This window comes from Mangrovactinospora gilvigrisea (genome assembly GCF_001879105.1).
Lineage (GTDB): Bacteria > Actinomycetota > Actinomycetes > Streptomycetales > Streptomycetaceae > Mangrovactinospora > Mangrovactinospora gilvigrisea.
This window is the reverse complement of sequence record NZ_MLCF01000009.1, coordinates 55,452-75,521: the sequence shown is the minus strand read 5'-3', so window position 1 is coordinate 75,521 and position 20,070 is coordinate 55,452. Positions and strand designations below refer to the sequence as shown.

Sequence of the window (20,070 nt, the reverse complement as noted above, 5' to 3'; positions counted from 1 at the left end):
TTCGCGCGGCTGGTGCGGGGGTGCGGTGGCTTCGGCGCATCCCGCCCCACGGTCGGGCCGTGGGGCCCGGTGGAGCAGCGCCGCTCGCTCTGCGCGGGCCGCGCGTGCGTTTGCGACGACGTCCCCGTACCCCGCGACGCGGGCGGCGCGCGGCGGCCTTCGACGTACCTCCGCCCCGGTACCCGCTGCCCTGGGGTGCAGGGTGGGGTGCCGGGGCGGAGGTGCGGCGGCGGGGTGGGGGTCCGCGGCGCCGTGGGCGGGTCAGTCGAAGACGGGGGAGACGATGCCCGCGGGGAGCTTCGCCGCGGCTTCGGCGTCAAGCAGCCAGAGGGTGCGGGAGACGCCGCGCGCGCCCGAGGCCGGGGCCTGGACTTCGCCGGCGGAGCCGGAGAGGGCCAGGGCCACCGCGTCGGCCTTGTCCGCTCCCGCGGCCAGCAGCCACACCTCCTGCGCCGCGCGGATCGTCGGGAACGTGAACGACACCCGCACCGGCGGCGGCTTCGGCGCGCCGCGCACCGCGACCACCGTGCGGTCCGCCTCGTAGACGCCCGGCTGCTCCGGGAAGAGCGAAGCGACATGCGTGTCCGGCCCGACGCCCAGCATCAGCACGTCGAACGCCGGAACCAGCCGCTTCTCGCCGCCGACCCGCGCCGCGTGCTCCGCCGCGCCCGACCCGGCCGCCGCCGCCAGCTCCTCGGCGTAGCGCGCCGCCGCCGCGTCCACGTCGTCGCCGTCCGGGCCGTCCGACGCGCCCATCACATGCACCCGCCGCGGATCCAGCGGCACCGCGTCCAGCAGCTCCGCCCGTGCCTGGGTGACGTTCCGCTCGGGGTCGCCGTCCGGCAGGAACCGCTCGTCGCCCCACCAGAGGTCGAGCCGCGACCAGTCGACGGCGTCCCGCGCGGGCGACGCGGCCAGCTCCGCGAGGAGCGCATTGCCGTTCCGCCCGCCGGTCAGCACCACCGACGCCTCGCCGCGCGCGGCCTGCGCGTCGACGATCCGCGTCACCAGCCGCGCCGCCGTGGCCTTCGCCATCAGCGACTTGTCGCGGTGCACGACGATCTGGGGGGCGCTCACTTCGCGCTGCCCCCCTTCGCCGTGCGGCGCGGCTTCGGAGCCTCCGACCCGGACGACGAGGACGACGAGGACGACGCCGACGAGGACGACGCGGGCGCCGTCGCCGGCTCCGTCCCGTCGATGATCTCCTCGACCTGCTCCGCCGCGTCCTTCGCCGACGCCGGCTTCTCCGTCACCGTCAGCCGCTGCACCCCGTGCAGCAGCGTCGCCCGGTAGACGTCGTCCGGGTCGAGGCGGCGCAGCTCCTCGGCGATCAGCTCGGCGGTCTCCCGCCGCTTCAGCGCGACCTGCCGGTCGGGGCTGCCGGGCATCCGCAGATGCGCCAGCAGGCCGTCCGAGCGGTCCAGCTCGATCTGCCCCTCGGGAGTGTTGAGGCGCGCCGCGGTGAGCCCCGGGCCCTCGGAGACGATCCGCTTCACCGGGACGTCGAGCCGGTCGGCGAGCCACATGCCCAGCAGCTCCACGCTGGGGTTGTACGCCTCGCCCTCCACCTCCGCGGAGGTGACCTTGACGCCCGGCTTCTGGTCGAGCGCCGCCGCCAGCATGGAGCGCCACGGGGTGACCCGCGTCCACGCCAGGTCGGTGTCGCCCGGGTGGTAGTGGCGGGCGCGCACGGACAGCTCGTGCACCGGGTCCTCCGCCGCGGCCGCGTCGGTGATGCGGCGCTGCGAGAGGTCGCCGACGGTGCCCTGGGAGACGTCCTCGGGCGCCGACTCCGGCCACCACGCCACGGTGGGCGCGTCCGGCAGCAGCAGCGGCAGCACCACCGAGTCGGCGTGCGCGGTGAGCTCGCCGTTGAGCCGCAGCAGGATCGTCTCGCCGGTGCCGTAGTCGCCGCCGACCTGGATCTCGGCGTCGAGGCGGGTGACGGCGCGCGCCCGCGGCGACTTCCCGGGACGCCGGATGACGACCAGGATGCGCATCGGGTGCTCGCGGGAGGCCTCGCGCGCGGCCTTCACCGCGTCGTAGGCGCTGCCCTCGTCGGTGACGATCACCATGCTGAGGATCATCCCGGTGGCCGGTGCCCCGACCGCCCGGCGGGCCTGCACCAGCGCCGCGTTGATCTTCGAGGATGTGGTGTCGGTGAGTTCGATCTTCATGGCCGGCGCCAGCTCCGTCCGTCTCGTGCCAGCATCTCGTCCGCCGCGGCCGGACCCCAGGTGCCGGAGGTGTAGGGCTCGGGCTTGTGCTGCGCCCAGTAGTCCTCGATCGGGTCGAGGATGCGCCAGGACTGCTCCACCTCGGCGGTGCGCGGGAACAGGTTGGCGTCGCCGAGCAGCACGTCCAGGATGAGCCGCTCGTACGCCTCGGGGCTGGACTCGGTGAAGGACTCGCCGTAGGCGAAGTCCATGCTCACGTCCCGGACCTCCATGGCGGTGCCCGGCACCTTGGAGCCGAACCGCACGGTGACGCCCTCGTCCGGCTGCACCCGGATGACCAGGGCGTTCTGCCCCAGCTCCTGGGTGGACTCCTTGTCGAAGGGCAGGTGCGGCGCGGCCTGGAAGGCGACCGCGATCTCGGTGACCCGGCGGCCCAGCCGCTTGCCGGTGCGCAGGTAGAACGGCACGCCCGCCCAGCGGCGGTTGGCGATCTCCAGCTTGATGGCGGCGTAGGTGTCGGTGCGGGAGTCGGCCGGGATGCCGTCCTCCTCCTCGTAGCCCTTCACCTCCTCGCCGCCCTGCCAGCCGTGCGCGTACTGGCCGAAGACCGTGTCCGCGCCGATGTCGTTCGGCAGCTGGATGGCGTTGAGCACCTTCAGCTTCTCCTGCACCAGCGCCTCGGCGGAGAAGTCGCTCGGCTCCTCCATCGCGGTGAGCGCGAGCAGCTGCATCAGGTGGTTCTGGATGACGTCGCGCGCGGCGCCGATGCCGTCGTAGTAGCCGGCGCGGCCGCCGATGCCGATGTCCTCGGCCATGGTGATCTGGACATGGTCGACGTACGAGCGGTTCCAGATCGGCTCGAACATCTCGTTGGCGAAGCGCAGCGCCAGGATGTTCTGGACCGTCTCCTTGCCCAGGTAGTGGTCGATGCGGAACACGTCGGAGGGCTGGAAGACGTCGTGGACGACCCGGTTGAGCTCCTTGGCCGACTTCAGGTCGTGGCCGAAGGGCTTCTCGATGACGGCCCGGCGCCAGGCGCCCATCGGCGCCTGCGACAGCTTGTGCTTCTTCAGCTGCTCGACGACCCGCGGGAAGAACTTCGGCGGGACGGAGAGGTAGAAGGCGAAGTTGCCGCCGGTGCCGCGCTGCTTGTCGAGCTCGTCGACGGTGCGGCGGAGCTTCTCGAAGGCCTCGTCGTCGTCGAAGTCGCCCTGGACGAAGCGGATGCCCTCGGCGAGCTGCTGCCAGACCTCCTCGCGGAAGGGGGTGCGCGCGTGCTCCTTGACGGCGTCGTGCACCTCCTGCGCGAAGTCCTCGTTGGCCCACTCGCGCCGGGCGTAGCCGACGAGCGAGAAGCCCGGCGGCAGCAGGCCGCGGTTGGCCAGGTCGTAGACGGCCGGCATCAGCTTCTTGCGGGACAGGTCGCCGGTGACGCCGAAGATCACCAGGCCAGAGGGGCCGGCGATGCGCGGCAGGCGGCGGTCGTTGGGGTCCCGCAGCGGGTTGACGGCCTGCTTCTTGCGGCCGTCGGCCTCGCGCGGCGGCGGGCTGAAGCCGGTGGCGGGATCGCGGGCCTCGGTGGAGGCCTTGGCGGTGGTTCGGGCCATCACTTCCCGTCCTTCGGAGCGAACTTCTCCAGCTGGCCCCGGACGGCGTCGAGCAGCTCGTTCCAGGAGACCTCGAACTTGGACACGCCCTCGTCCTCGAGGACCTGCACGACGTCGTCGTAGTCGATGCCGACGGTGGGCAGCGCGTCGATGACGGCCTGCGCGTCGGCGTAGGTGCCGTGGACGGTGTCGCCCGCGGCCTTGCCGTGGTCGGCCTCGGCGTCGAGGGTCGCCTCCGGCATGGTGTTGACGGTGTCCGCGGCGATCAGGTCGTCCACGTACATCGTGTCGGGCAGCGACGGGTCCTTGACGCCGGTGGAGGCCCACAGCGGGCGCTGCACGTTGGCCCCGGCGGAGGCGAGCGCCTTCCAGCGGTCGGCCCCGATGACCTCCTCGTACGCCTGGTAGGCGAGGCGGGCGTTGGCCACCGCGGACTTGCTGCGCAGCGCCTTGGCGTCGTCGCCGCCGCGCTTGTCGAGCCGCTTGTCGATCTCGGTGTCGACGCGGGAGACGAAGAAGGACGCCACCGACTGGATGGTGGACAGGTCGATCCCGGCGGCCTTCGCCTTCTCCAGGCCGGCCTGGTAGGCGTCCATGACCTCGCGGTACCGCTCCAGCGAGAAGATCAGCGTGACGTTGACGCTGATGCCGGCGCCGATCACCTCGGTGATGGCGGGCAGCCCGGCGCGGGTTGCCGGGATCTTGATCAGCGTGTTGGGGCGGTCCACCAGCCAGGCGAGCTGCTTGGCCTCGGCGATGGTCGCCTCGGTGTTGTGCGCCAGGCGCGGGTCGACCTCGATGGAGACCCGGCCGTCGCGGCCGCCGCTGGCGTCGAAGACGGGGCGCAGGATGTCGGCGCCGTCCCGCACGTCCGCGGTGGTGATCATGCGGACGGCCTCTTCGACGGTGACGCGGCGCACGGCGAGGTCGCGCAGCTGCTCGTCGTAGCGCTCGTCGCCGACGATCGCCTTCTGGAAGATCGTCGGGTTGGTGGTGACCCCGACGACGTGCTTGTCGCGGATCAGCTCGGCGAGGTTGCCGGTCTGGATGCGCTTGCGGCTCAGGTCGTCCAGCCAGACAGCCACGCCCTCGTTGCTGAGGCGCTGCAGTGCGTCAGTCATTTCTTCGTCGCTTCTTTCCTCGTCGAAGCACGTGGCTCAATCATGATCACGTGCGCAGGGTGCGGGAGCAGTTCGGTTGGGCCCGTCGGGTGCGGCCCCCGGTGGTCGGGTACCCCGGGGGCCGCACCCGTCCCGGCTCAGGCGGACGCGGCCTGGAGGGACTCGCGGGCCGCCTGCACCACCGCGTCCGCGGTGATGCCGAACTCCTGGTACAGCGTCTTGTAATCGGCCGAGGCGCCGAAGTGCTCCAGGCTGACGGCCCGTCCGGCGTCGCCGAGGTAGCGGTACCACGGCTGGGCGATGCCGGCCTCGACCGAGACCCGGGCCTTCACCGCGGTCGGCAGCACCTCGGTGCGGTAGGCCTCCGGCTGCTCCTGGAACCACTCCATGGAGGGCATCGACACCACGCGGGTGGGGATGCCGTCGGCCTCCAGCGTGGCGCGGGCCTCGACGGCCAGCTGCACCTCGGAGCCGGTGCCGATGAGGATCACCTGCGGGGTGCCGCCGGTGGCCTCCTGCAGCACGTAGCCGCCCTTGGCGGTGCCCTCGGCGGAGGCGAACTCGCCGCCGGAGCGGTCCCAGGTGGGGATGTTCTGCCGGGTGAGGGCGAGGCCGTGCGGGGCCGGCTTGTCGTTGTACCGGGTGAGGATCTCGCGCCAGGCCACCACGGTCTCGTTGCCGTCGCCGGGGCGCACCATGTTCAGGCCGGGGATGGCGCGCAGCGCGGCCATGTGCTCGACCGGCTGGTGGGTGGGGCCGTCCTCGCCGAGGCCGATGGAGTCGTGCGTCCACACGTAGGTGACCGGCAGCTCCATCAGGGCGGCCAGGCGGACGGCGCCGCGCATGTAGTCGGAGAACGTCAGGAACGTGCCCCCGTAGACGCGGGTGTTGCCGTGCAGCGCGATGCCGTTCAGCGCCATGCCCATCGACATCTCGCGGATGCCGAAGTGGATGGTGCGGCCGTACGGGTCGGCGCCGGGCAGCGGGTTGCCCTTGGCCTCGAACGAGCTGTTCTTGTCGATCGTGGTGTTGTTGGAGCCGGCCAGGTCGGCGGAGCCGCCCCACAGCTCGGGGATGACCGGGCCGAGCGCCTCGAGGACCTTGCCGGAGGCCGCGCGGGTGGCGACGCCCTTGGCGTCGGCGGGGAACTCGGGGAGCTTCTTCTCCCAGCCGTCGGGGAGCCTGCCGGCCGCGATGCGGTCGAACTCGGCGGCGCGCTGCGGCTGGTCGGCGCGCCACTTGGCGAGCTCGCCGTCCCAGGCCTTGTGGGCGGCGCGGCCGCGCTCGCCGATCTGCCGGGCGTGGGCGAGGACGGCGTCGTCCACCTGGAAGCTCTGCTCCGGGTCCCAGCCCAGGACGCGCTTGGTGGCGGCGACCTCGTCGGCGCCGAGCGCGGAGCCGTGGGCGCCCGCGGTGTTCTGCTTGTTGGGGGCCGGCCAGCCGATGATCGTCGACAGCTTGATGATCGACGGACGCTCGGTCTCCTCCTCCGCGGCGAGCAGCGCCCGGTGCAGGCCCTCGACGTCCACGTCGCCGTCGGCGAGGTGCGGGACGGCCTGGGTGTGCCAGCCGTAGGCCTCGTAGCGCCCCAGGACGTCCTCGCTGAACGCGGTCTCGGTGTCGCCCTCGATGGAGATGTTGTTGTCGTCGTAGATGACGATCAGGTTGCCGAGCCGCTGGTGCCCGGCGAGCGAGCCGGCCTCGCCGCTGACGCCCTCCTGGAGGTCGCCGTCGGAGGCGATGACGTAGATGCGGTGGTCGAACGGGGACTCGCCGTCGGCGGTGTCCGGGTCGAAGAGACCGCGCTCGTAGCGGGAGGCCATGCCCATGCCGGTCGCGGCGGCGATGCCGGAGCCCAGCGGGCCCGTGGTGATCTCCACGCCCGCGGTGTGCCCGTGCTCCGGGTGACCGGGCGTCAGGCTGCCCCAGGTGCGGAAGCTCTTCAGGTCGTCCAGCGAGAGGCCGTAGCCCGAGAGGTACAGCTGGATGTAGAGCGTCAGGCTGGAATGGCCGGCGGAGAGCACGAACCGGTCGCGGCCCACCCAGTGCGGGTCGGCGGGGTCGTGCTGCAGGTGCTTCTGGAAGAGCAGGTAGGCGGCGGGGGCCAGCGACATCGCGGTGCCGGGGTGGCCGTTGCCCACCTTCTGCACGGCATCCATCGCGAGCACTCGCACGGTATCGACCGCCTGCTTGTCCAGGTCGGTCCACTCCAGGTCGTTCGGCTTCGTCGGCGTCGCGCTCACCCTTCTCAGGGCTCCTTCCGTGTCGTCAGCCACCGGGCCCGTGAGGGGGTGTCCCGGGTCACGTTCACTGAGCCTACCCGTGGACCTGTGCCGACTCGCGTTCGGTTGGCCTGTTGTATACATGTCGTCCAACCTGGCCACCCAGTGGTCTATTCCTCTTATCCGGCCGGTCGTACGTCCGACCTGCCGCGGACCTTCGGGTACCCGGACACGAGGCACCCCGCCGCATGTGCGCGAGGCCGTGCCGTCTACAGTGTCGAGGTACGTGCGAAGAGGGCCCACCGGACCACTTCACGGGCAATATGGGGTATTCCCGATATGGGGCAGTCCCATCGTGGGGTGACCGGGCGTGCGCCTGCCTTCCGGGTCCTTTCGCAGAATCCCGTTTCCTCCCAGGGGTGTTCGTGACCGCTGTCGAAACCCGGCCCGTCGGGGTTGCCGGACCGGAGCCGCGGCAGCGCCCGCTCCGCGCCCGTCTCGGCGGATTCTTCGCCCTGACGAAGCCGCGGATCTTCGAGCTGCTGATCATCTCCACCATTCCGGTGATGTTCCTGGCCCAGCACGGCATCCCCAACCTGTGGCTGGTGCTGTGGGTGGTGATCGGCGGCTACCTGTCCGCGGGCGGCGCCGCGTCCCTGAACATGTATCTGGACCGGGACATCGACGCCCAGATGGCCCGCACCTCGGGCCGCCCCATCGTCACCGGAGTGGTCTCGGCGCGCGAGGCGCTGTGGTTCGGGATCGCGCTCGTCGCGGTCTCGACCGTATGGCTGACGCTCCTGGTGAACCCGCTGTCCGCGGGGCTGGCGCTGGCCGCGCAGCTCTTCTACGTCTTCGTCTACACCATCTGGCTCAAGCGGCGGACGTCGCAGGCCGTGGTGTGGGGCGGGATCGCGGGCTGCATGCCGGTGCTGATCGGCTGGACGTCCGTGCGGAACTCGCTCTCCTGGCCGGCCGTGGTGCTCTTCCTGGTGCTGTTCTTCTGGACGCCGCCGCACACCTGGCCGCTGTCGATGAAGGTGCGGGACGACTACGCGAAGGCCGGCGTGCCGGTGCTGCCGGTGGTGGCGACGAACCGCTCGGTGGCGCGTCAGATCGTCGTCTACAGCTGGGTGATGGTGCTGGTGTCGCTGGCGCTGTGGCCGGTGGCGCACACCTCACCGGTGTACCCGGTGGTGGCGGCGGTGCTCGGCGGGACGTGGATGGCCGAGGCGTACCGCCTGCAGTCGCGGGCGAAGTCGGGCGTGGTGGGCGCGAAGCTCAAGGAGATGCGGCTCTTCCACTGGTCCATCACCTATCTGACCCTGCTCTTCATCGCCGTCGCGATCGACCCGTTCCTCTAGGCCCGTTCGAGCCGCCCCGGCACCCGACCCGGGCGCTTCGCGCCCGCAGGGCGGGTGGGGTGCCGGGGCGGAGGGGCGGCAGCAGGGCACCGCGTCAACCGCGCAGTTGCAGGCCGGCCATGCGGTTCCACTCGTAGGAGCCGCTCCGCATCCGGTTCGCGACCTCGCCGTCGAGGGACTCGACCACCTCGACCCCCGCCTCCCGCAGCGCCGCCTCCGCCTCCCCTCGGCTCGCCGCCACCAGATCCCCCCAGCGCCCGTCCGCACCCACCAGCACAATCCGGTGCACGTCCCGCCCGACATGCTCCACCGCGCCCCGCGCCCCCTCCGCGCCCCCGCCGGACGCGACAAAGCCGCGCACGGAAGCCGTCAACTTCCGCACGCGGCGCGCGTTCTCGTTCCCCGTCTCGGCCCCGGTCTGCTGCTGCTCGCTCATGCGGGCATATTACCGGCCGGTAGCGGCCACTGTCTCGGCCTCGTCCGCCACGGACACGTCGACCGCCTCCGGGACCGTCCCGCGGTCCCGCAGCGCGAACGGCACCCGCAGCACCGCGATCCACAGCAGCGACGCCCCCGCGAGGTGCATCATCACCACGCCCTCCGGCAGGTGCAGGAAGTACTGCACATAGCCGATGACGCCCTGCAGCCCGATCATGATCAGCACGTCCCGCACCCGCGCCCGCGCCGCCGCCGGCGCCTTCACCGCCCGCAGCACCAGGACGAGCGCCACCGCGAGGCCGCAGGTCAGCCACACCAGGTCGGCGTGGAGCTGGGTCACCTCGTCCCAGTCGAACGGCATCCGCTGCACCGCGCTGCTGTCGCCGGCGTGCGGGCCCGTCCCCGTCACGGCCGTCCCCACCAGGGTGAGCGCGGTGACGGTGCCGATCAGGATCCACGTCAGCGTCCGCACCGGCGGCGGCACCAGCGGCCGGGCCGGCGCGTCGCCCTCCCGGGTGCGCTCCCAGGTGATCACCGCGGCGACCAGCAGCAGCATCGCGGCGACGAAGTGCGCCGCCACCATGAAGGGGTTGAGCCGGCTGAGCACCGAGAGCCCGCCGACCACCGCGTTGAGCACCACGACCCAGAACTGCAGCCAGCCCAGCCGGGTCAGCTCGTGCCGCCACGGGCTGCGCGCCCGCGCCGCCAGGATCGTCCAGCCGACCGCCGCGCACAGCGGGTAGGTCAGCAGGCGGTTGGTGAACTCGATGATGCCGTGGACGCCCATGGCGCCGGTCGGCGCCAGATCGCCCGCGGTGCACTGCGGCCAGGTGGGGCAGCCCAGCCCCGAGCCGGTGAGGCGGACGACGCCGCCGCTCACCACGATGATCACGGTCATGACGACCGAGGACAGCGCGGCGATGCGCACCGTCCGGGCCGAGGGCTGGAACCGAGCTGCGACGGCGGCAAACGGATTTGGCACGGAAGCATCGTAGAGCGCCCGGAATGTGCCGCCGGACCCGGGGTGTTGTGTCGCGGCGCGCCTCGGCACCACCCTGGGCATGTGGCGACGGCGCACGGCCCCCGCTTCGGGGTGGAAGAGGAGTTCCTGCTCGTCGATCCGGTGACGCGGCGGACGGTGCCGCGCGCCGACCTCGTCCTCGACGCCGCCCACGGCCCGGGCGGCGGCTACACCCACGAGCTGTTCCCCACGCAGATCGAGACCGCGACCGTGCCCGTGCCGACGCTCCGCGAACTGCGCGCGGAGCTGCGGCGGCTGCGGGCCGGCGCCGGGGCGGCGGCCAAGGCCGGCGGCTGCCGGGTGGTCGGCAGCGGCACGCCGGTGCTGGCCGCCGACCCCGCGCCCGACGTGTCGGCGGAGGAGCGCTACCGGCGGCTGCGGTCCGAGTTCGGGGCCCTGGTGGACGGCCAGGGGGTGTGCGGCTGCCACGTCCATGTGGAGGTGCCCGACCCCGGTGAGGCGGTGCGCGTGCTGGCCCAACTGCGGCCCTGGCTGCCGGCGTTGCAGGCGCTGGCGTCGAACTCGCCGTTCCTGGACGGGCGCGACACCGGCTACCAGAGCTGGCGGACGATGGTCTGGGCGCGCTGGCCGCAGGCGGGCCCGACTCCGGTCTTCGAGACGCCGGAGGAGTACGACGCCACCGTGCGGATGCTGGTCGGCAGCGGGGCGCTGTGCGACCGGCGGATGGTCTACTGGCACGCGCGGCGCTCGCAGCGGTACCCGACGGTGGAGATCCGGGTCGCGGACGTCAGCCCGTCGGTGGACGGCGCGGTGCTGGTCGCCGCGCTGGGACGGGGCCTGGTGGGGCGGGCGCTCGCGGAGGTCCGGGCGGGGGCGGCGGCGCCGGCGGTGGGCGACGCGGTGCTGCGGGCGGCGCACTGGCGCGCCGCGCGGGACGGGCTCGCGGGGGAGGGCGTGGACGTGGCCGCGGGGCGGACGGTGGGCGCGTGGGAGCTGGTGGGGCGGCTCGTGGAGTGGGTGCGCGGGCCGCTGGAGGACTACGGCGACGCGGGGGAGGTCGACGCCCTGCTCGACGCGGTGCGGCGCTTCGGGAACGGCGCGCAGCGGCAGCGCGCGGCGGGGTCGTTCACGGACGTCGTGGACCTGCTCGTCGCGGAGCTGGGCGGACACGGCCCGCCGGGGTGAGCGGCCTGCTCCCGGCGGCCTACTCCCACTTGAAGAAGCGCGCGGCGGCCGCGAGCGCGACCACCGACCACACCGCGAGGATCCCCAGCTGCGGCCACGGGACGCCCGCCCCGTGCTGCAGGACGTCCCGCAGGCCCGTGGAGAGCGCCGAGATCGGCAGCGCCTCCAGCACCGGGCGGATCGCCGCGGGGAACTTCGCCAGCGGGACGATCACGCCGCCCAGCACCAGCAGCAGGATGAAGACCAGGTTCGCCGCCGCCAGCGTCGCCTCCGCCTTCAGCGTCCCCGCCATCAGCAGGCCCAGCCCGGAGAACGCCGCGGTGCCGAGCACCACCAGCAGCACCACCGGGAGCGCCGCGGACGCCCCGCCCGTCGGCGACCAGCCCAGCAGCAGCGCGATGACGGTGAGCAGCGCCAGCTGGAGCACCTCGACCGCCAGCACGCAGCCGGTCTTCGCCGTCATCAGGCCCCAGCGCGGCAGCGGGCTCGCGCCGAGCCGCTTCAGCACGCCGTAGCGCCGCTCGAAGCCGGTGGCGATCGCCTGGCCGGTGAAGGCCGTCGACAGGATCGCCAGCGCCAGCAGCCCGGGCGCCAGGAAGTCCACCCGCTTCCCGGCGCCGGTGTCGACGATGTCGACCGCGCTGAAGAGCACCAGCAGCAGCGCCGGGATGACGATGGTGAGGAGCAGCTGCTCGCCGTTGCGCAGCAGCATCCGGATCTCCAGCGCGGTCTGCGCGGCGATCATCCGGGGCAGCGGGGCCGGCCCCGGGTCCGGGGCGAAGGTGGTGGTCACGGCCGGAGCTCCCGTCCCGTCAGTTCGAGGAAGACGTCTTCCAGGGTGCGCGTCTCCACGCCCAGCGAGTCGGGCAGCACGCCGTGCTGGGCGCACCAGGAGGTGACGGTGGCCAGCAGCTGCGGGTCCACCTCGCCCTCGATCCGGTACGCGCCGGGGGCGGGCTCCGCCGCGACCACCCCGTCCGGCAGCGCCTTGCGCAGCGAGCCGAGGTCGAGGCCGGGGCGGCTGGTGAAGCGCAGCGTGTTCTCGGCGCCGCCGCGGGTCAGCTCGCGGGGCGTGCCGGAGGAGATCACCCGGCCGCCGTCCACGATGTGCACCTGGTCGGCCAACTGCTCGGCCTCGTCCATCAGATGGGTGGTGAGCACCACCGTGACGCCGTCCTCGCGCAGCTCCCGGACCAGGTCCCAGGTGGCGCGCCGGGCGTGCGGGTCCATGCCGGCGGTGGGCTCGTCGAGGAAGACCAGCTCGGGGCGGCCGACGACGGCCATCGCCAGGGCCAGCCGCTGCTGCTGCCCGCCGGAGAGCCGCCGGTAGGCGGTGCGCCCGGCGGAGCCCAGGCCGAGCCGCTCGACCAGCATCTCCACCGGCAGCGGATTGCGGTGCAGCCTGGCGGTGTGGCGCAGCATCTCCACCGCCCGGGCGCCGGGGTAGACGCCGCCGGACTGCAGCATCACGCCGATCCGGGGCCGCAGCGCCGCGTTGTCCGCGATCGGGTCGAGGCCGAGGACGCGGACGGAGCCGGAGTCGGGGCGGCGGTAGCCCTCGCAGCACTCGACGGCGGTGGTCTTGCCGGCGCCGTTGGGGCCGAGCACCGCGGTGAGGGTTCCGGGGCTGACGGTGAGGCCGATGCCGTCGAGGGCGGCCTTGGCGCCGTACCGCAGGACCACGTCGGTCAGTTCCACCGCGGGGGTGTCTCGCATGTCAGGGAATTTTACGGAGGGGGGTCGCGGGTTCTGTGGGTGGGCCGCCTTTGGGCGCGACGAGTCGACTTAGGTGACCCTTCGTGATCGACCCCACGGAGACCGTGCCCGATCCGTGTTGATCCGAGGCCGTGAATTAGGCAACAATGGCGTTGTGAAAAACGTCGGGCCGGAGAACCAGGAGGAGGCGGGCACCCGTAACCGGGTGGCCCGCTCCCTGCTGGACCACGGCCCGTCCACCGCGGCCGACCTGGCCACGCGGCTGGGCCTCACGGCGGCGGCGGTGCGCCGGCATCTGGACGCACTGCTCGCCGACGGCCTGGTCGAGGCGCGCGAGCGCCGGGTCTACGGGCAGCGCGGCCGGGGTCGTCCCGCCAAGGCGTTCGCCCTCACCGACGCCGGGCGCGACGCCTTCTACCAGGCGTACGACCAGCTCGCGGCCGACGCCCTGGCCTGGATCGCCCGGGGCGCCGGCGGCGGCGAGGCGGGAGACGAGGCGGTGGCCGCGTTCGCGCGGGCCCGTCTCGCGGATTTCGTCGAGCGGCATCGCGAGGCACTGCGCCGCGCCGACCCCGCGGCCCGGGCGAAGGCCCTGGCCGAGGCGTTGACCGCGGACGGGTACGCTGCTACGGCGAAGCCGCGTGCCACCGGCGCCGCCGCACGCGGCGCCGGCGAGCAGCTGTGCCAGCACCACTGCCCGGTGGCCCATGTCGCCGAGCGGTTCCCGCAGCTGTGCGAGGTCGAGACGGAGGTCTTCTCCGAGCTCCTCGGCACGCATGTGCAGCGGCTGGCGACCATCGCGCACGGCGACGGGGTGTGCACCACGTACGTCCCGCCGCCCGCCGCGGCACCACCCATCGATCCACCGTCACCATCAGCAGCATCCACGAAGCAACCATCGGCGAAGCCGTCTGCCGCAACCGACAGTCTGGCCTCCGGGAGGAACTCCGCATGACTCTGCCCACGGAGACTGCCCACCCCGAACTCGAGGGTCTGGGCAACTACGAGTACGGCTGGGCCGACTCGGACGCGGCCGGCGCGGCGGCGCGCCGCGGCCTCAACGAGGACGTCGTCCGCGACATCTCGGCGAAGAAGTCCGAGCCCGAGTGGATGCTGAGGATGCGGCTCAAGGGCCTCAAGCTCTTCGGCAAGAAGCCCATGCCGACCTGGGGCTCCGACCTGTCCGGCATCGACTTCAACACCATCAAGTACTTCGTCCGCTCCACCGAGCAGCAGGCCGCCTCCTGGGAGGAGCTGCCCGAGGACATCAAGAACACCTACGACAAGCTGGGCATCCCCGAGGCGGAGAAGCAGCGGCTGGTCGCGGGTGTCGCCGCGCAGTACGAGTCCGAGGTCGTCTACCACAAGATCCGCGAGGACCTCGAGGAGCAGGGCGTCATCTTCCTGGACACCGACACGGCGCTCAAGGAGCACCCGGAGCTGTTCCAGGAGTACTTCGGCACGGTCATCCCGGCCGGCGACAACAAGTTCGCCTCGCTGAACACCGCGGTCTGGTCCGGCGGCAGCTTCATCTACGTGCCGAAGGGGGTGCACGTCGAGATTCCGCTGCAGGCCTACTTCCGGATCAACACCGAGAACATGGGCCAGTTCGAACGGACGCTGATCATCGTCGACGAGGGCGCCTACGTCCACTACGTCGAGGGCTGCACCGCGCCGATCTACAAGTCGGACTCGCTGCACTCCGCGGTCGTCGAGATCATCGTCAAGAAGAACGCCCGCTGCCGGTACACGACCATCCAGAACTGGTCGAACAACGTCTACAACCTGGTCACCAAGCGCGCTGTCGCCTACGAGGGCGCCACCATGGAGTGGATCGACGGCAACATCGGCTCCAAGGTGACGATGAAGTACCCGGCCGTCTACCTGATGGGCGAGCACGCCAAGGGCGAGACGCTCTCCATCGCCTTCGCCGGCGAGGGCCAGCACCAGGACGCGGGCGCCAAGATGGTGCACCTGGCGCCGAACACCTCCTCGTCGATCGTCTCCAAGTCGGTGGCGCGCGGCGGCGGCCGCACCTCCTACCGCGGCCTGATCGAGGTCGCCGAGGGCGCCGAGGGCTCCAAGTCCAACGTGCTCTGCGACGCGCTGCTGGTCGACCAGATCTCCCGCTCCGACACCTACCCGTACCAGGACGTGCGGGTGGACGACGTGTCCATGGGCCACGAGGCGACGGTCTCCAAGGTCAGCGAGGACCAGCTCTTCTACCTGATGAGCCGCGGCCTCACCGAGCAGGAGGCGATGGCGATGATCGTGCGCGGCTTCGTCGAGCCGATCGCCCGCGAGCTGCCGATGGAGTACGCCCTGGAGCTCAACCGGCTGATCGAGCTGCAGATGGAGGGCGCGGTCGGCTGACGCCGATCCGTCGCAGTACCCACCCGCGGCCGGGCGGCGGCGCCCGGCCGGGGGAACCCGTGTGAGCCTACGTAGGAAGCGAGTTCGACGACAGCCATGGCTGACGTGACCAACCGCGGCGGCGGATCCGCCAAGACCGAGGGCGTCCTGGACGTCGATCCGACGCTGCCCTCGCAGCCCGCGGACGCCCGCGTGCAGGGCGTCACCTCCTTCGACGTCGCCGACTTCGCCGTGCCGCTGGGCCGCGAGGAGGAATGGCGGTTCACCCCGCTGGGCCGCCTCCGCGGGCTGCACGACGGCACCGCCGAGGCCGGCGGCGAGATCCGGGTGGACGTCGTCGCCCCCGCGGGCGTCGTGGTGGAGACCGTCGGCCGCGGCGACGCGCGGCTCGGCCGGGCCGGCAAGCCCGCCGACCGGGTCGCCGCGCAGGCCTACAGCGCCTTCGAGAAGGCCGGGATCGTCACCGTGCCCAAGGAGACGGTGCTCGACGAGCCGGTGCGCATCACCGTGCACGGCGAGGGCGGCACCGCCTACGCCCACCAGGTCGTCGAGCTGGGCGCGTTCGCCGAGGCCATGGTCGTCATCGAGCACACCGGCGACGCGGTGCTCGCGGGCAACGTCGAGTACGTCCTCGGCGACGGCGCCAAGCTCACCGTCGTCTCCGTCCAGGACTGGGACGACACCGCCGTGCACGCCGCCCAGCACACCGCGCTGGTCGGGCGGGACGCCTCCTTCAAGTCCGTGGTGGTCACCTTCGGCGGCGACGTGGTGCGGCTCAACCCGCGCGTCCACTACGCCGGGCCGGGCGGCGAGGCCGAGCTTTTCGGGCTCTACTTCGCCGACAGCAACCAGCACCTGGAGCACCGGCTGTTCATCGACCACGACCAGCCGCACTGCCGCTCCAACGCCGCCTACAAGGGCGCGCTGCAGGGCAAGGAGGCCACCGCGGTGTGGATCGGCGACGTGCTGATCCAGGCGAAGGCCGAGGGCACCGACACCTACGAGCTCAACCGCAACCTGGTGCTCACCGAGGGCGCCCAGGTGCACTCGGTGCCCAACCTGGAGATCGAGACCGGCGAGATCGTCGGCGCCGGCCACGCCTCGGCCACCGGCCGGTTCGACGACGAGCAGCTGTTCTACCTCCAGGCCCGCGGCATCCCCGCGGACGAGGCGCGGCGCCTGGTGGTGCGCGGCTTCTTCGCCGACCTGGTGCAGCGCATCGGCCTCCCCGAGGTGCAGGACCGGCTGATGGAGAAGGTCGACTCCGAGCTGTCGAGGTCGGTCGCATGAGCGCCCCCGCCGAGTCCTTCGTGACCGCCTGCCTGCTGGGCGAGCTGGAGGAGGACGCCCCCAAGCGGGTCGTCCTCGACGGCACCGCCGTCTCGGTGGTGCGCACCGGCGGCGAGGTGTTCGCGATCAACGACATCTGCTCGCACGCCAACGTCTCCCTCTCCGAGGGCGAGGTCGAGGACTGCACCATCGAGTGCTGGCTGCACGGCTCCGCGTTCGACCTGCGCTCCGGGAAGCCCACCTCGCTGCCGGCCACCCGTCCGGTTCCCGTCTACCCCGTCAAGATCGAGGGCGAGGGCCCCGACGCGGCCGTCCGCGTCTCGCTCGTCCCCGCCAACCAGCTGGAGTCCTGAACACCCATGGCCACTCTTGAGATTCACGACCTGCACGTCTCCGTCGACGACGGCGAGAACGGGCCCGGCAAGGAGATCCTGCGCGGCGTCGACCTGACGGTGAAGCAGGGCGAGACGCACGCCATCATGGGCCCGAACGGCTCCGGCAAGTCCACCCTGGCCTACTCGCTGGCGGGCCACCCCAAGTACACGATCACCTCCGGCACCGTGCTGCTGGACGGCGAGGACGTGCTCTCCATGAGCGTCGACGAGCGGGCCCGCGCCGGCCTCTTCCTCGCCATGCAGTACCCCGTCGAGGTGCCCGGCGTCTCCGTCTCCAACTTCCTGCGCACCTCCGCCACCGCGATCCGCGGCGAGGCCCCCAAGCTCCGCACCTGGGTCAAGGAGGTGCGCGAGGCCATGGAGCGCCTCCAGATCGACCCGGCGTTCGCCGAGCGCAGCGTCAACGAGGGCTTCTCCGGCGGCGAGAAGAAGCGCCACGAGATCCTTCAGCTGGAGCTGCTCAAGCCGAAGACGGCGATCCTCGACGAGACCGACTCGGGCCTCGACGTCGACGCGCTGCGGATCGTCTCCGAGGGCGTCAACCGGGTCCGCGAGGGCGGCGAGGTCGGCACCCTGCTGATCACCCACTACACGCGCATCCTCCGCTACATCAAGCCGGACTTCGTGCACGTCTTCGCCGACGGCCGGATCGCCGAGTCGGGCGGCTCCGAGCTCGCCGACGAGCTGGAGGAGAACGGCTACGAGAAGTACGTGAAGGGGGGCGCGAGCGCGTGACCTCTTCCACCGGCGTGCTGCCCGGGCTGCTGGACACCGACGCCATCCGCAAGGACTTCCCGATCCTGGACCGCGAGGTCAACGGGCGGAAGCTGGCCTTCCTGGACTCCGCGGCGTCCTCGCAGCGGCCCCGGCAGGTCATCGACGCGATGTCGCAGTACTACGAGCGGCACCACGCCAACGTCCACCGCGGGGTGCACACCCTCGCGGAGGAGGCCACCGCCCTCTACGAGGGCGCCCGCGACAAGATCGCGGCGTTCATCAACGCCCCGCGGGAAGAGGTGATCTTCACCAAGAACGTCTCGGAGTCGATCAACCTGGTGGCCAACCTGCTCGGCACGGCCGACGAGCCGTACCGGGTGGGCCCGGACGACGAGATCGTCATCACCGAGATGGAGCACCACTCCAACATCGTGCCGTGGCAGCTGCTGGCGCAGCGCACCGGCGCCACGCTGAAGTGGTTCCGCCTCGACGACGAGGGGCACCTCGACCTCTCCGACATCGAGTCGGTCATCACCGACAAGGCCAAGATCGTCGCCTTCTCGGTGGCCTCCAACGTGCTCGGCACCCGGCCCCCGCTGGAGCAGATCATCCGGCGGGCGCACGACGTCGGCGCGCTCACCCTGCTCGACGCCGCCCAACTGGCCCCGCACGCCCCGCTGGACGTGCAGGCGCTCGGCGCCGACTTCGTCGGCTTCACCGGCCACAAGATGCTCGGCCCCACCGGGATCGGCATCCTGTGGGGCCGCCAGGAGCTGCTCCAGGACCTGCCGCCGTTCCTCGGCGGCGGCGAGATGATCGAGACGGTCACCATGGAGCAGTCCACCTTCGCCCCGGTGCCCTACAAGTACGAGGCCGGCACCCCGCCGATCGCCGAGGCGATCGGGCTCGGCGCCGCGGTGGACTACCTGCAGTCGATCGGCATGGAGCGGATCGCCGAGCACGAGCACGCCCTCACCGCCTACGCGCTGGAGCGGCTCAAGGAGGTCGAGGACCTGCGGCTGATCGGCCCCACCACGGCCGAGGAGCGCGGCGCGGTGCTCTCCTTCACCCTCGGCGACATCCACCCGCACGACGTCGGCCAGGTGCTGGACGAGCAGGGCGTCGCGGTGCGCGTCGGGCACCACTGCGCGCGGCCGGTCTGCCTGCGGTACGGAATTCCCGCGACGACGCGGGCGTCGTTCTATCTGTACTCGACGCCGGCGGAGGTCGACGCCCTCGTGGACGGGCTCCAGACCGTGCGGCGGTTCTTCGCGTGACGATGGGGAGCAGAGGTCAACGGTGAAGCTCGATTCCATGTACCAGGACGTGATCCTCGACCACTACCGCAACCCGCACGGCAAGGGCCTGCGGGACGGTGACGCCGAGGTGCACCACGTCAACCCGACGTGCGGCGACGAGATCACCCTTCGGGTGCGTCTCGGCGGCGCCGACGGGCAGACCATCGAGGACGTCTCCTACGCCTCGCAGGGCTGCTCGATCAGCCAGGCGAGCGCCTCGGTCCTCAACGACCTGGTGGTCGGGCACACCGTGGCGGAGGCGCTCGCGACCGGGGACGTCTTCCTGGAGCTGATGCAGAGCCGCGGCCACGAGCTGGACCGCAGCGACGAGGAGCTGGAGGAGATCCTGGACGACGGGATCGCCTTCGCGGGCGTGGCCAAGTACCCGGCCCGCGTCAAGTGTGCTCTGCTGAGCTGGATGGCCCTGAAGGACGCGGCCTCCCAGGCGGTGCAGAAGGAGCAGGAGAGGAAGTCGGCATGAGTGACGAGACCGCCGCCTCCGCGGTTACCGCGGAGGACACCGAGTCGTACGGCTGGACGTCGGCGGGCACGGCCGGCGTCGAGGAGGTCAAGGAGGCGATGATGGACGTCGTCGACCCCGAGCTGGGGATCGATGTCGTCAATCTGGGCCTCATCTACGGCCTGCACATCGACGAGCAGAACGTCGCCACCGTCGACATGACGCTCACCAGCGCGGCCTGCCCGCTCACCGATGTGATCGAGGACCAGGCGCGCAGCGCGACGGAGGGCATCGTCGAGGAGCTGCGGATCAACTGGGTCTGGATGCCGCCGTGGGGCCCCGACAAGATCACCGACGACGGTCGGGAGCAGCTGCGGGCGCTGGGCTTCAACGTCTGATCACCGACGGTAGCCAGTTGCGCTGAGTAGCGGCAATTGACAGGTGGTGCCGGACGCCCGGATCGCCGTCCTTCCGGACGGGGTCCGGGCGTTCGGCGTGTCACCGTGGTTGCGGGGGGTTGCGAGCGACGCAGGGCGGCGTGAGAGTCGTCACTCCGACACCCCTGAGCTGCACGGGAGTTGACGGTGTGACGGAACCGCTCGGGGGTGGTCAGAGCAGCTCGGTCCGGTTGCGGGTTCCGGAACGCGCGGCGCCGTGGCGCCGGTAGATTGGGCGCCCGTATCCGAAACGTGTCGGCCGCGCGTCCGCTCGCGCAGGGTGACACG

General features: G+C 71.9%; 19 protein-coding genes. 10 read left to right on the top strand and 9 right to left on the bottom strand.

The window, feature by feature from the left end; genetic code table 11:
• Positions 1 to 261 precede the first annotated feature (261 nt).
• The 5 genes from pgl to tkt form a co-directional block, all read right to left on the bottom strand.
• Positions 262 to 1,077: a 6-phosphogluconolactonase gene (pgl, locus tag BIV57_RS03285; protein ID WP_071655084.1), complete on the bottom strand. Its 816-nt coding sequence runs from the start codon at positions 1,075 to 1,077 to the stop codon at positions 262 to 264.
• Complete coding sequence (opcA, locus tag BIV57_RS03280) at positions 1,074 to 2,177, bottom strand: glucose-6-phosphate dehydrogenase assembly protein OpcA (protein WP_071655083.1); 1,104 nt, start codon at positions 2,175 to 2,177, stop codon at positions 1,074 to 1,076. The genes pgl and opcA overlap by 4 nt, the downstream gene beginning before the upstream one ends.
• The gene (gene zwf / locus BIV57_RS03275; protein WP_079169962.1) at positions 2,174 to 3,784 is read right to left on the bottom strand and encodes a glucose-6-phosphate dehydrogenase; all 1,611 of its coding nucleotides are present in this window, start codon (positions 3,782 to 3,784) and stop codon (positions 2,174 to 2,176) included. Before zwf ends, opcA begins: the two co-directional genes overlap by 4 nt.
• Complete coding sequence (gene tal / locus BIV57_RS03270) at positions 3,784 to 4,905, bottom strand: transaldolase (RefSeq protein WP_071655082.1); 1,122 nt, start codon at positions 4,903 to 4,905, stop codon at positions 3,784 to 3,786. The genes zwf and tal overlap by 1 nt, the downstream gene beginning before the upstream one ends.
• Positions 4,906 to 5,042: 137 nt before the next feature.
• On the bottom strand, positions 5,043 to 7,148 hold the full coding sequence (tkt, locus tag BIV57_RS03265; protein WP_071655081.1) for a transketolase: 2,106 nt from the start codon (positions 7,146 to 7,148) through the stop codon (positions 5,043 to 5,045).
• 404 nt (positions 7,149 to 7,552) lie between these two features.
• On the opposite strand from tkt, the gene BIV57_RS03260 reads away from it, so the two are divergent.
• Positions 7,553 to 8,491, top strand: a complete 939-nt coding sequence (locus BIV57_RS03260; protein WP_071655105.1) for a heme o synthase — start codon at positions 7,553 to 7,555, stop codon at positions 8,489 to 8,491.
• A gap of 94 nt (positions 8,492 to 8,585) precedes the next feature.
• On the opposite strand, the gene BIV57_RS03255 is transcribed toward BIV57_RS03260, so the two are convergent.
• Entirely contained in the window at positions 8,586 to 8,927 is a 342-nt protein-coding gene (locus BIV57_RS03255) for a hypothetical protein (RefSeq protein ID WP_071655080.1), read from the bottom strand.
• A gap of 9 nt (positions 8,928 to 8,936) precedes the next feature.
• On the bottom strand, positions 8,937 to 9,911 hold the full coding sequence (locus BIV57_RS23870; protein WP_071655104.1) for a COX15/CtaA family protein: 975 nt from the start codon (positions 9,909 to 9,911) through the stop codon (positions 8,937 to 8,939).
• Positions 9,912 to 9,992: 81 nt separating this feature from the next.
• On the opposite strand from BIV57_RS23870, the gene BIV57_RS23865 reads away from it, so the two are divergent.
• A complete protein-coding gene (locus tag BIV57_RS23865) occupies positions 9,993 to 11,096 on the top strand; it encodes a carboxylate-amine ligase (RefSeq protein ID WP_071655079.1) in 1,104 nt (367 codons plus the stop codon).
• A 19-nt stretch (positions 11,097 to 11,115) separates the two neighbouring features.
• On the opposite strand, the gene BIV57_RS03240 is transcribed toward BIV57_RS23865, so the two are convergent.
• Positions 11,116 to 11,841: an ABC transporter permease gene (locus BIV57_RS03240; RefSeq protein ID WP_071655103.1), complete on the bottom strand. Its 726-nt coding sequence runs from the start codon at positions 11,839 to 11,841 to the stop codon at positions 11,116 to 11,118.
• A 44-nt stretch (positions 11,842 to 11,885) separates the two neighbouring features.
• Positions 11,886 to 12,812 (bottom strand): ABC transporter ATP-binding protein, encoded by a 927-nt coding sequence (locus BIV57_RS03235; RefSeq protein WP_071655078.1) that lies wholly within the window; start codon positions 12,810 to 12,812, stop codon positions 11,886 to 11,888.
• Between the two features lie 154 nt (positions 12,813 to 12,966).
• Between BIV57_RS03235 and BIV57_RS03230 the strand changes: the two genes are divergently transcribed.
• From BIV57_RS03230 to BIV57_RS03195, 8 genes are all read left to right on the top strand, one after another.
• Entirely contained in the window at positions 12,967 to 13,767 is an 801-nt protein-coding gene (locus BIV57_RS03230) for a helix-turn-helix transcriptional regulator (RefSeq protein WP_245797398.1), read from the top strand.
• On the top strand, positions 13,764 to 15,185 hold the full coding sequence (sufB, locus tag BIV57_RS03225) for a Fe-S cluster assembly protein SufB (RefSeq protein WP_071655076.1): 1,422 nt from the start codon (positions 13,764 to 13,766) through the stop codon (positions 15,183 to 15,185). Before BIV57_RS03230 ends, sufB begins: the two co-directional genes overlap by 4 nt.
• 96 nt (positions 15,186 to 15,281) lie before the next feature.
• Complete coding sequence (sufD, locus tag BIV57_RS03220) at positions 15,282 to 16,475, top strand: Fe-S cluster assembly protein SufD (RefSeq protein ID WP_071655075.1); 1,194 nt, start codon at positions 15,282 to 15,284, stop codon at positions 16,473 to 16,475.
• The gene (locus BIV57_RS03215; protein WP_071655074.1) at positions 16,472 to 16,828 is read left to right on the top strand and encodes a non-heme iron oxygenase ferredoxin subunit; all 357 of its coding nucleotides are present in this window, start codon (positions 16,472 to 16,474) and stop codon (positions 16,826 to 16,828) included. The genes sufD and BIV57_RS03215 overlap by 4 nt, the downstream gene beginning before the upstream one ends.
• Positions 16,829 to 16,834: 6 nt before the next feature.
• Positions 16,835 to 17,605, top strand: coding sequence for a Fe-S cluster assembly ATPase SufC (gene sufC / locus BIV57_RS03210; RefSeq protein WP_071655073.1), 771 nt, complete (start codon positions 16,835 to 16,837; stop codon positions 17,603 to 17,605).
• Between the two features lie 17 nt (positions 17,606 to 17,622).
• Positions 17,623 to 18,864, top strand: coding sequence for a cysteine desulfurase (locus BIV57_RS03205; RefSeq protein WP_107409424.1), 1,242 nt, complete (start codon positions 17,623 to 17,625; stop codon positions 18,862 to 18,864).
• A gap of 22 nt (positions 18,865 to 18,886) precedes the next feature.
• Entirely contained in the window at positions 18,887 to 19,366 is a 480-nt protein-coding gene (gene sufU, locus BIV57_RS03200) for a Fe-S cluster assembly sulfur transfer protein SufU (protein WP_071655072.1), read from the top strand.
• Complete coding sequence (locus tag BIV57_RS03195) at positions 19,363 to 19,743, top strand: metal-sulfur cluster assembly factor (RefSeq protein ID WP_071655071.1); 381 nt, start codon at positions 19,363 to 19,365, stop codon at positions 19,741 to 19,743. Before sufU ends, BIV57_RS03195 begins: the two co-directional genes overlap by 4 nt.
• Positions 19,744 to 20,070 lie beyond the last annotated feature (327 nt).

Bases quoted from the DNA above. Each gene is read 5' to 3' on its own strand.
- opcA (WP_071655083.1), bottom strand. From the start codon at position 2,177: ATGAAGATCGAACTCACCGACACCACATCCTCGAAGATCAACGCGGCG.
- zwf (WP_079169962.1), bottom strand. From the start codon at position 3,784: ATGGCCCGAACCACCGCCAAGGCCTCCACCGAGGCCCGCGATCCCGCC.
- tal (WP_071655082.1), bottom strand. From the start codon at position 4,905: ATGACTGACGCACTGCAGCGCCTCAGCAACGAGGGCGTGGCTGTCTGG.
- BIV57_RS03255 (WP_071655080.1), bottom strand. From the start codon at position 8,927: ATGAGCGAGCAGCAGCAGACCGGGGCCGAGACGGGGAACGAGAACGCG.
- BIV57_RS03240 (WP_071655103.1), bottom strand. From the start codon at position 11,841: ATGATCGCCGCGCAGACCGCGCTGGAGATCCGGATGCTGCTGCGCAAC.
- BIV57_RS03235 (WP_071655078.1), bottom strand. From the start codon at position 12,812: ATGCGAGACACCCCCGCGGTGGAACTGACCGACGTGGTCCTGCGGTAC.
- sufB (WP_071655076.1), top strand. From the start codon at position 13,764: ATGACTCTGCCCACGGAGACTGCCCACCCCGAACTCGAGGGTCTGGGC.
- sufD (WP_071655075.1), top strand. From the start codon at position 15,282: ATGGCTGACGTGACCAACCGCGGCGGCGGATCCGCCAAGACCGAGGGC.
- BIV57_RS03215 (WP_071655074.1), top strand. From the start codon at position 16,472: ATGAGCGCCCCCGCCGAGTCCTTCGTGACCGCCTGCCTGCTGGGCGAG.
- sufC (WP_071655073.1), top strand. From the start codon at position 16,835: ATGGCCACTCTTGAGATTCACGACCTGCACGTCTCCGTCGACGACGGC.
- BIV57_RS03195 (WP_071655071.1), top strand. From the start codon at position 19,363: ATGAGTGACGAGACCGCCGCCTCCGCGGTTACCGCGGAGGACACCGAG.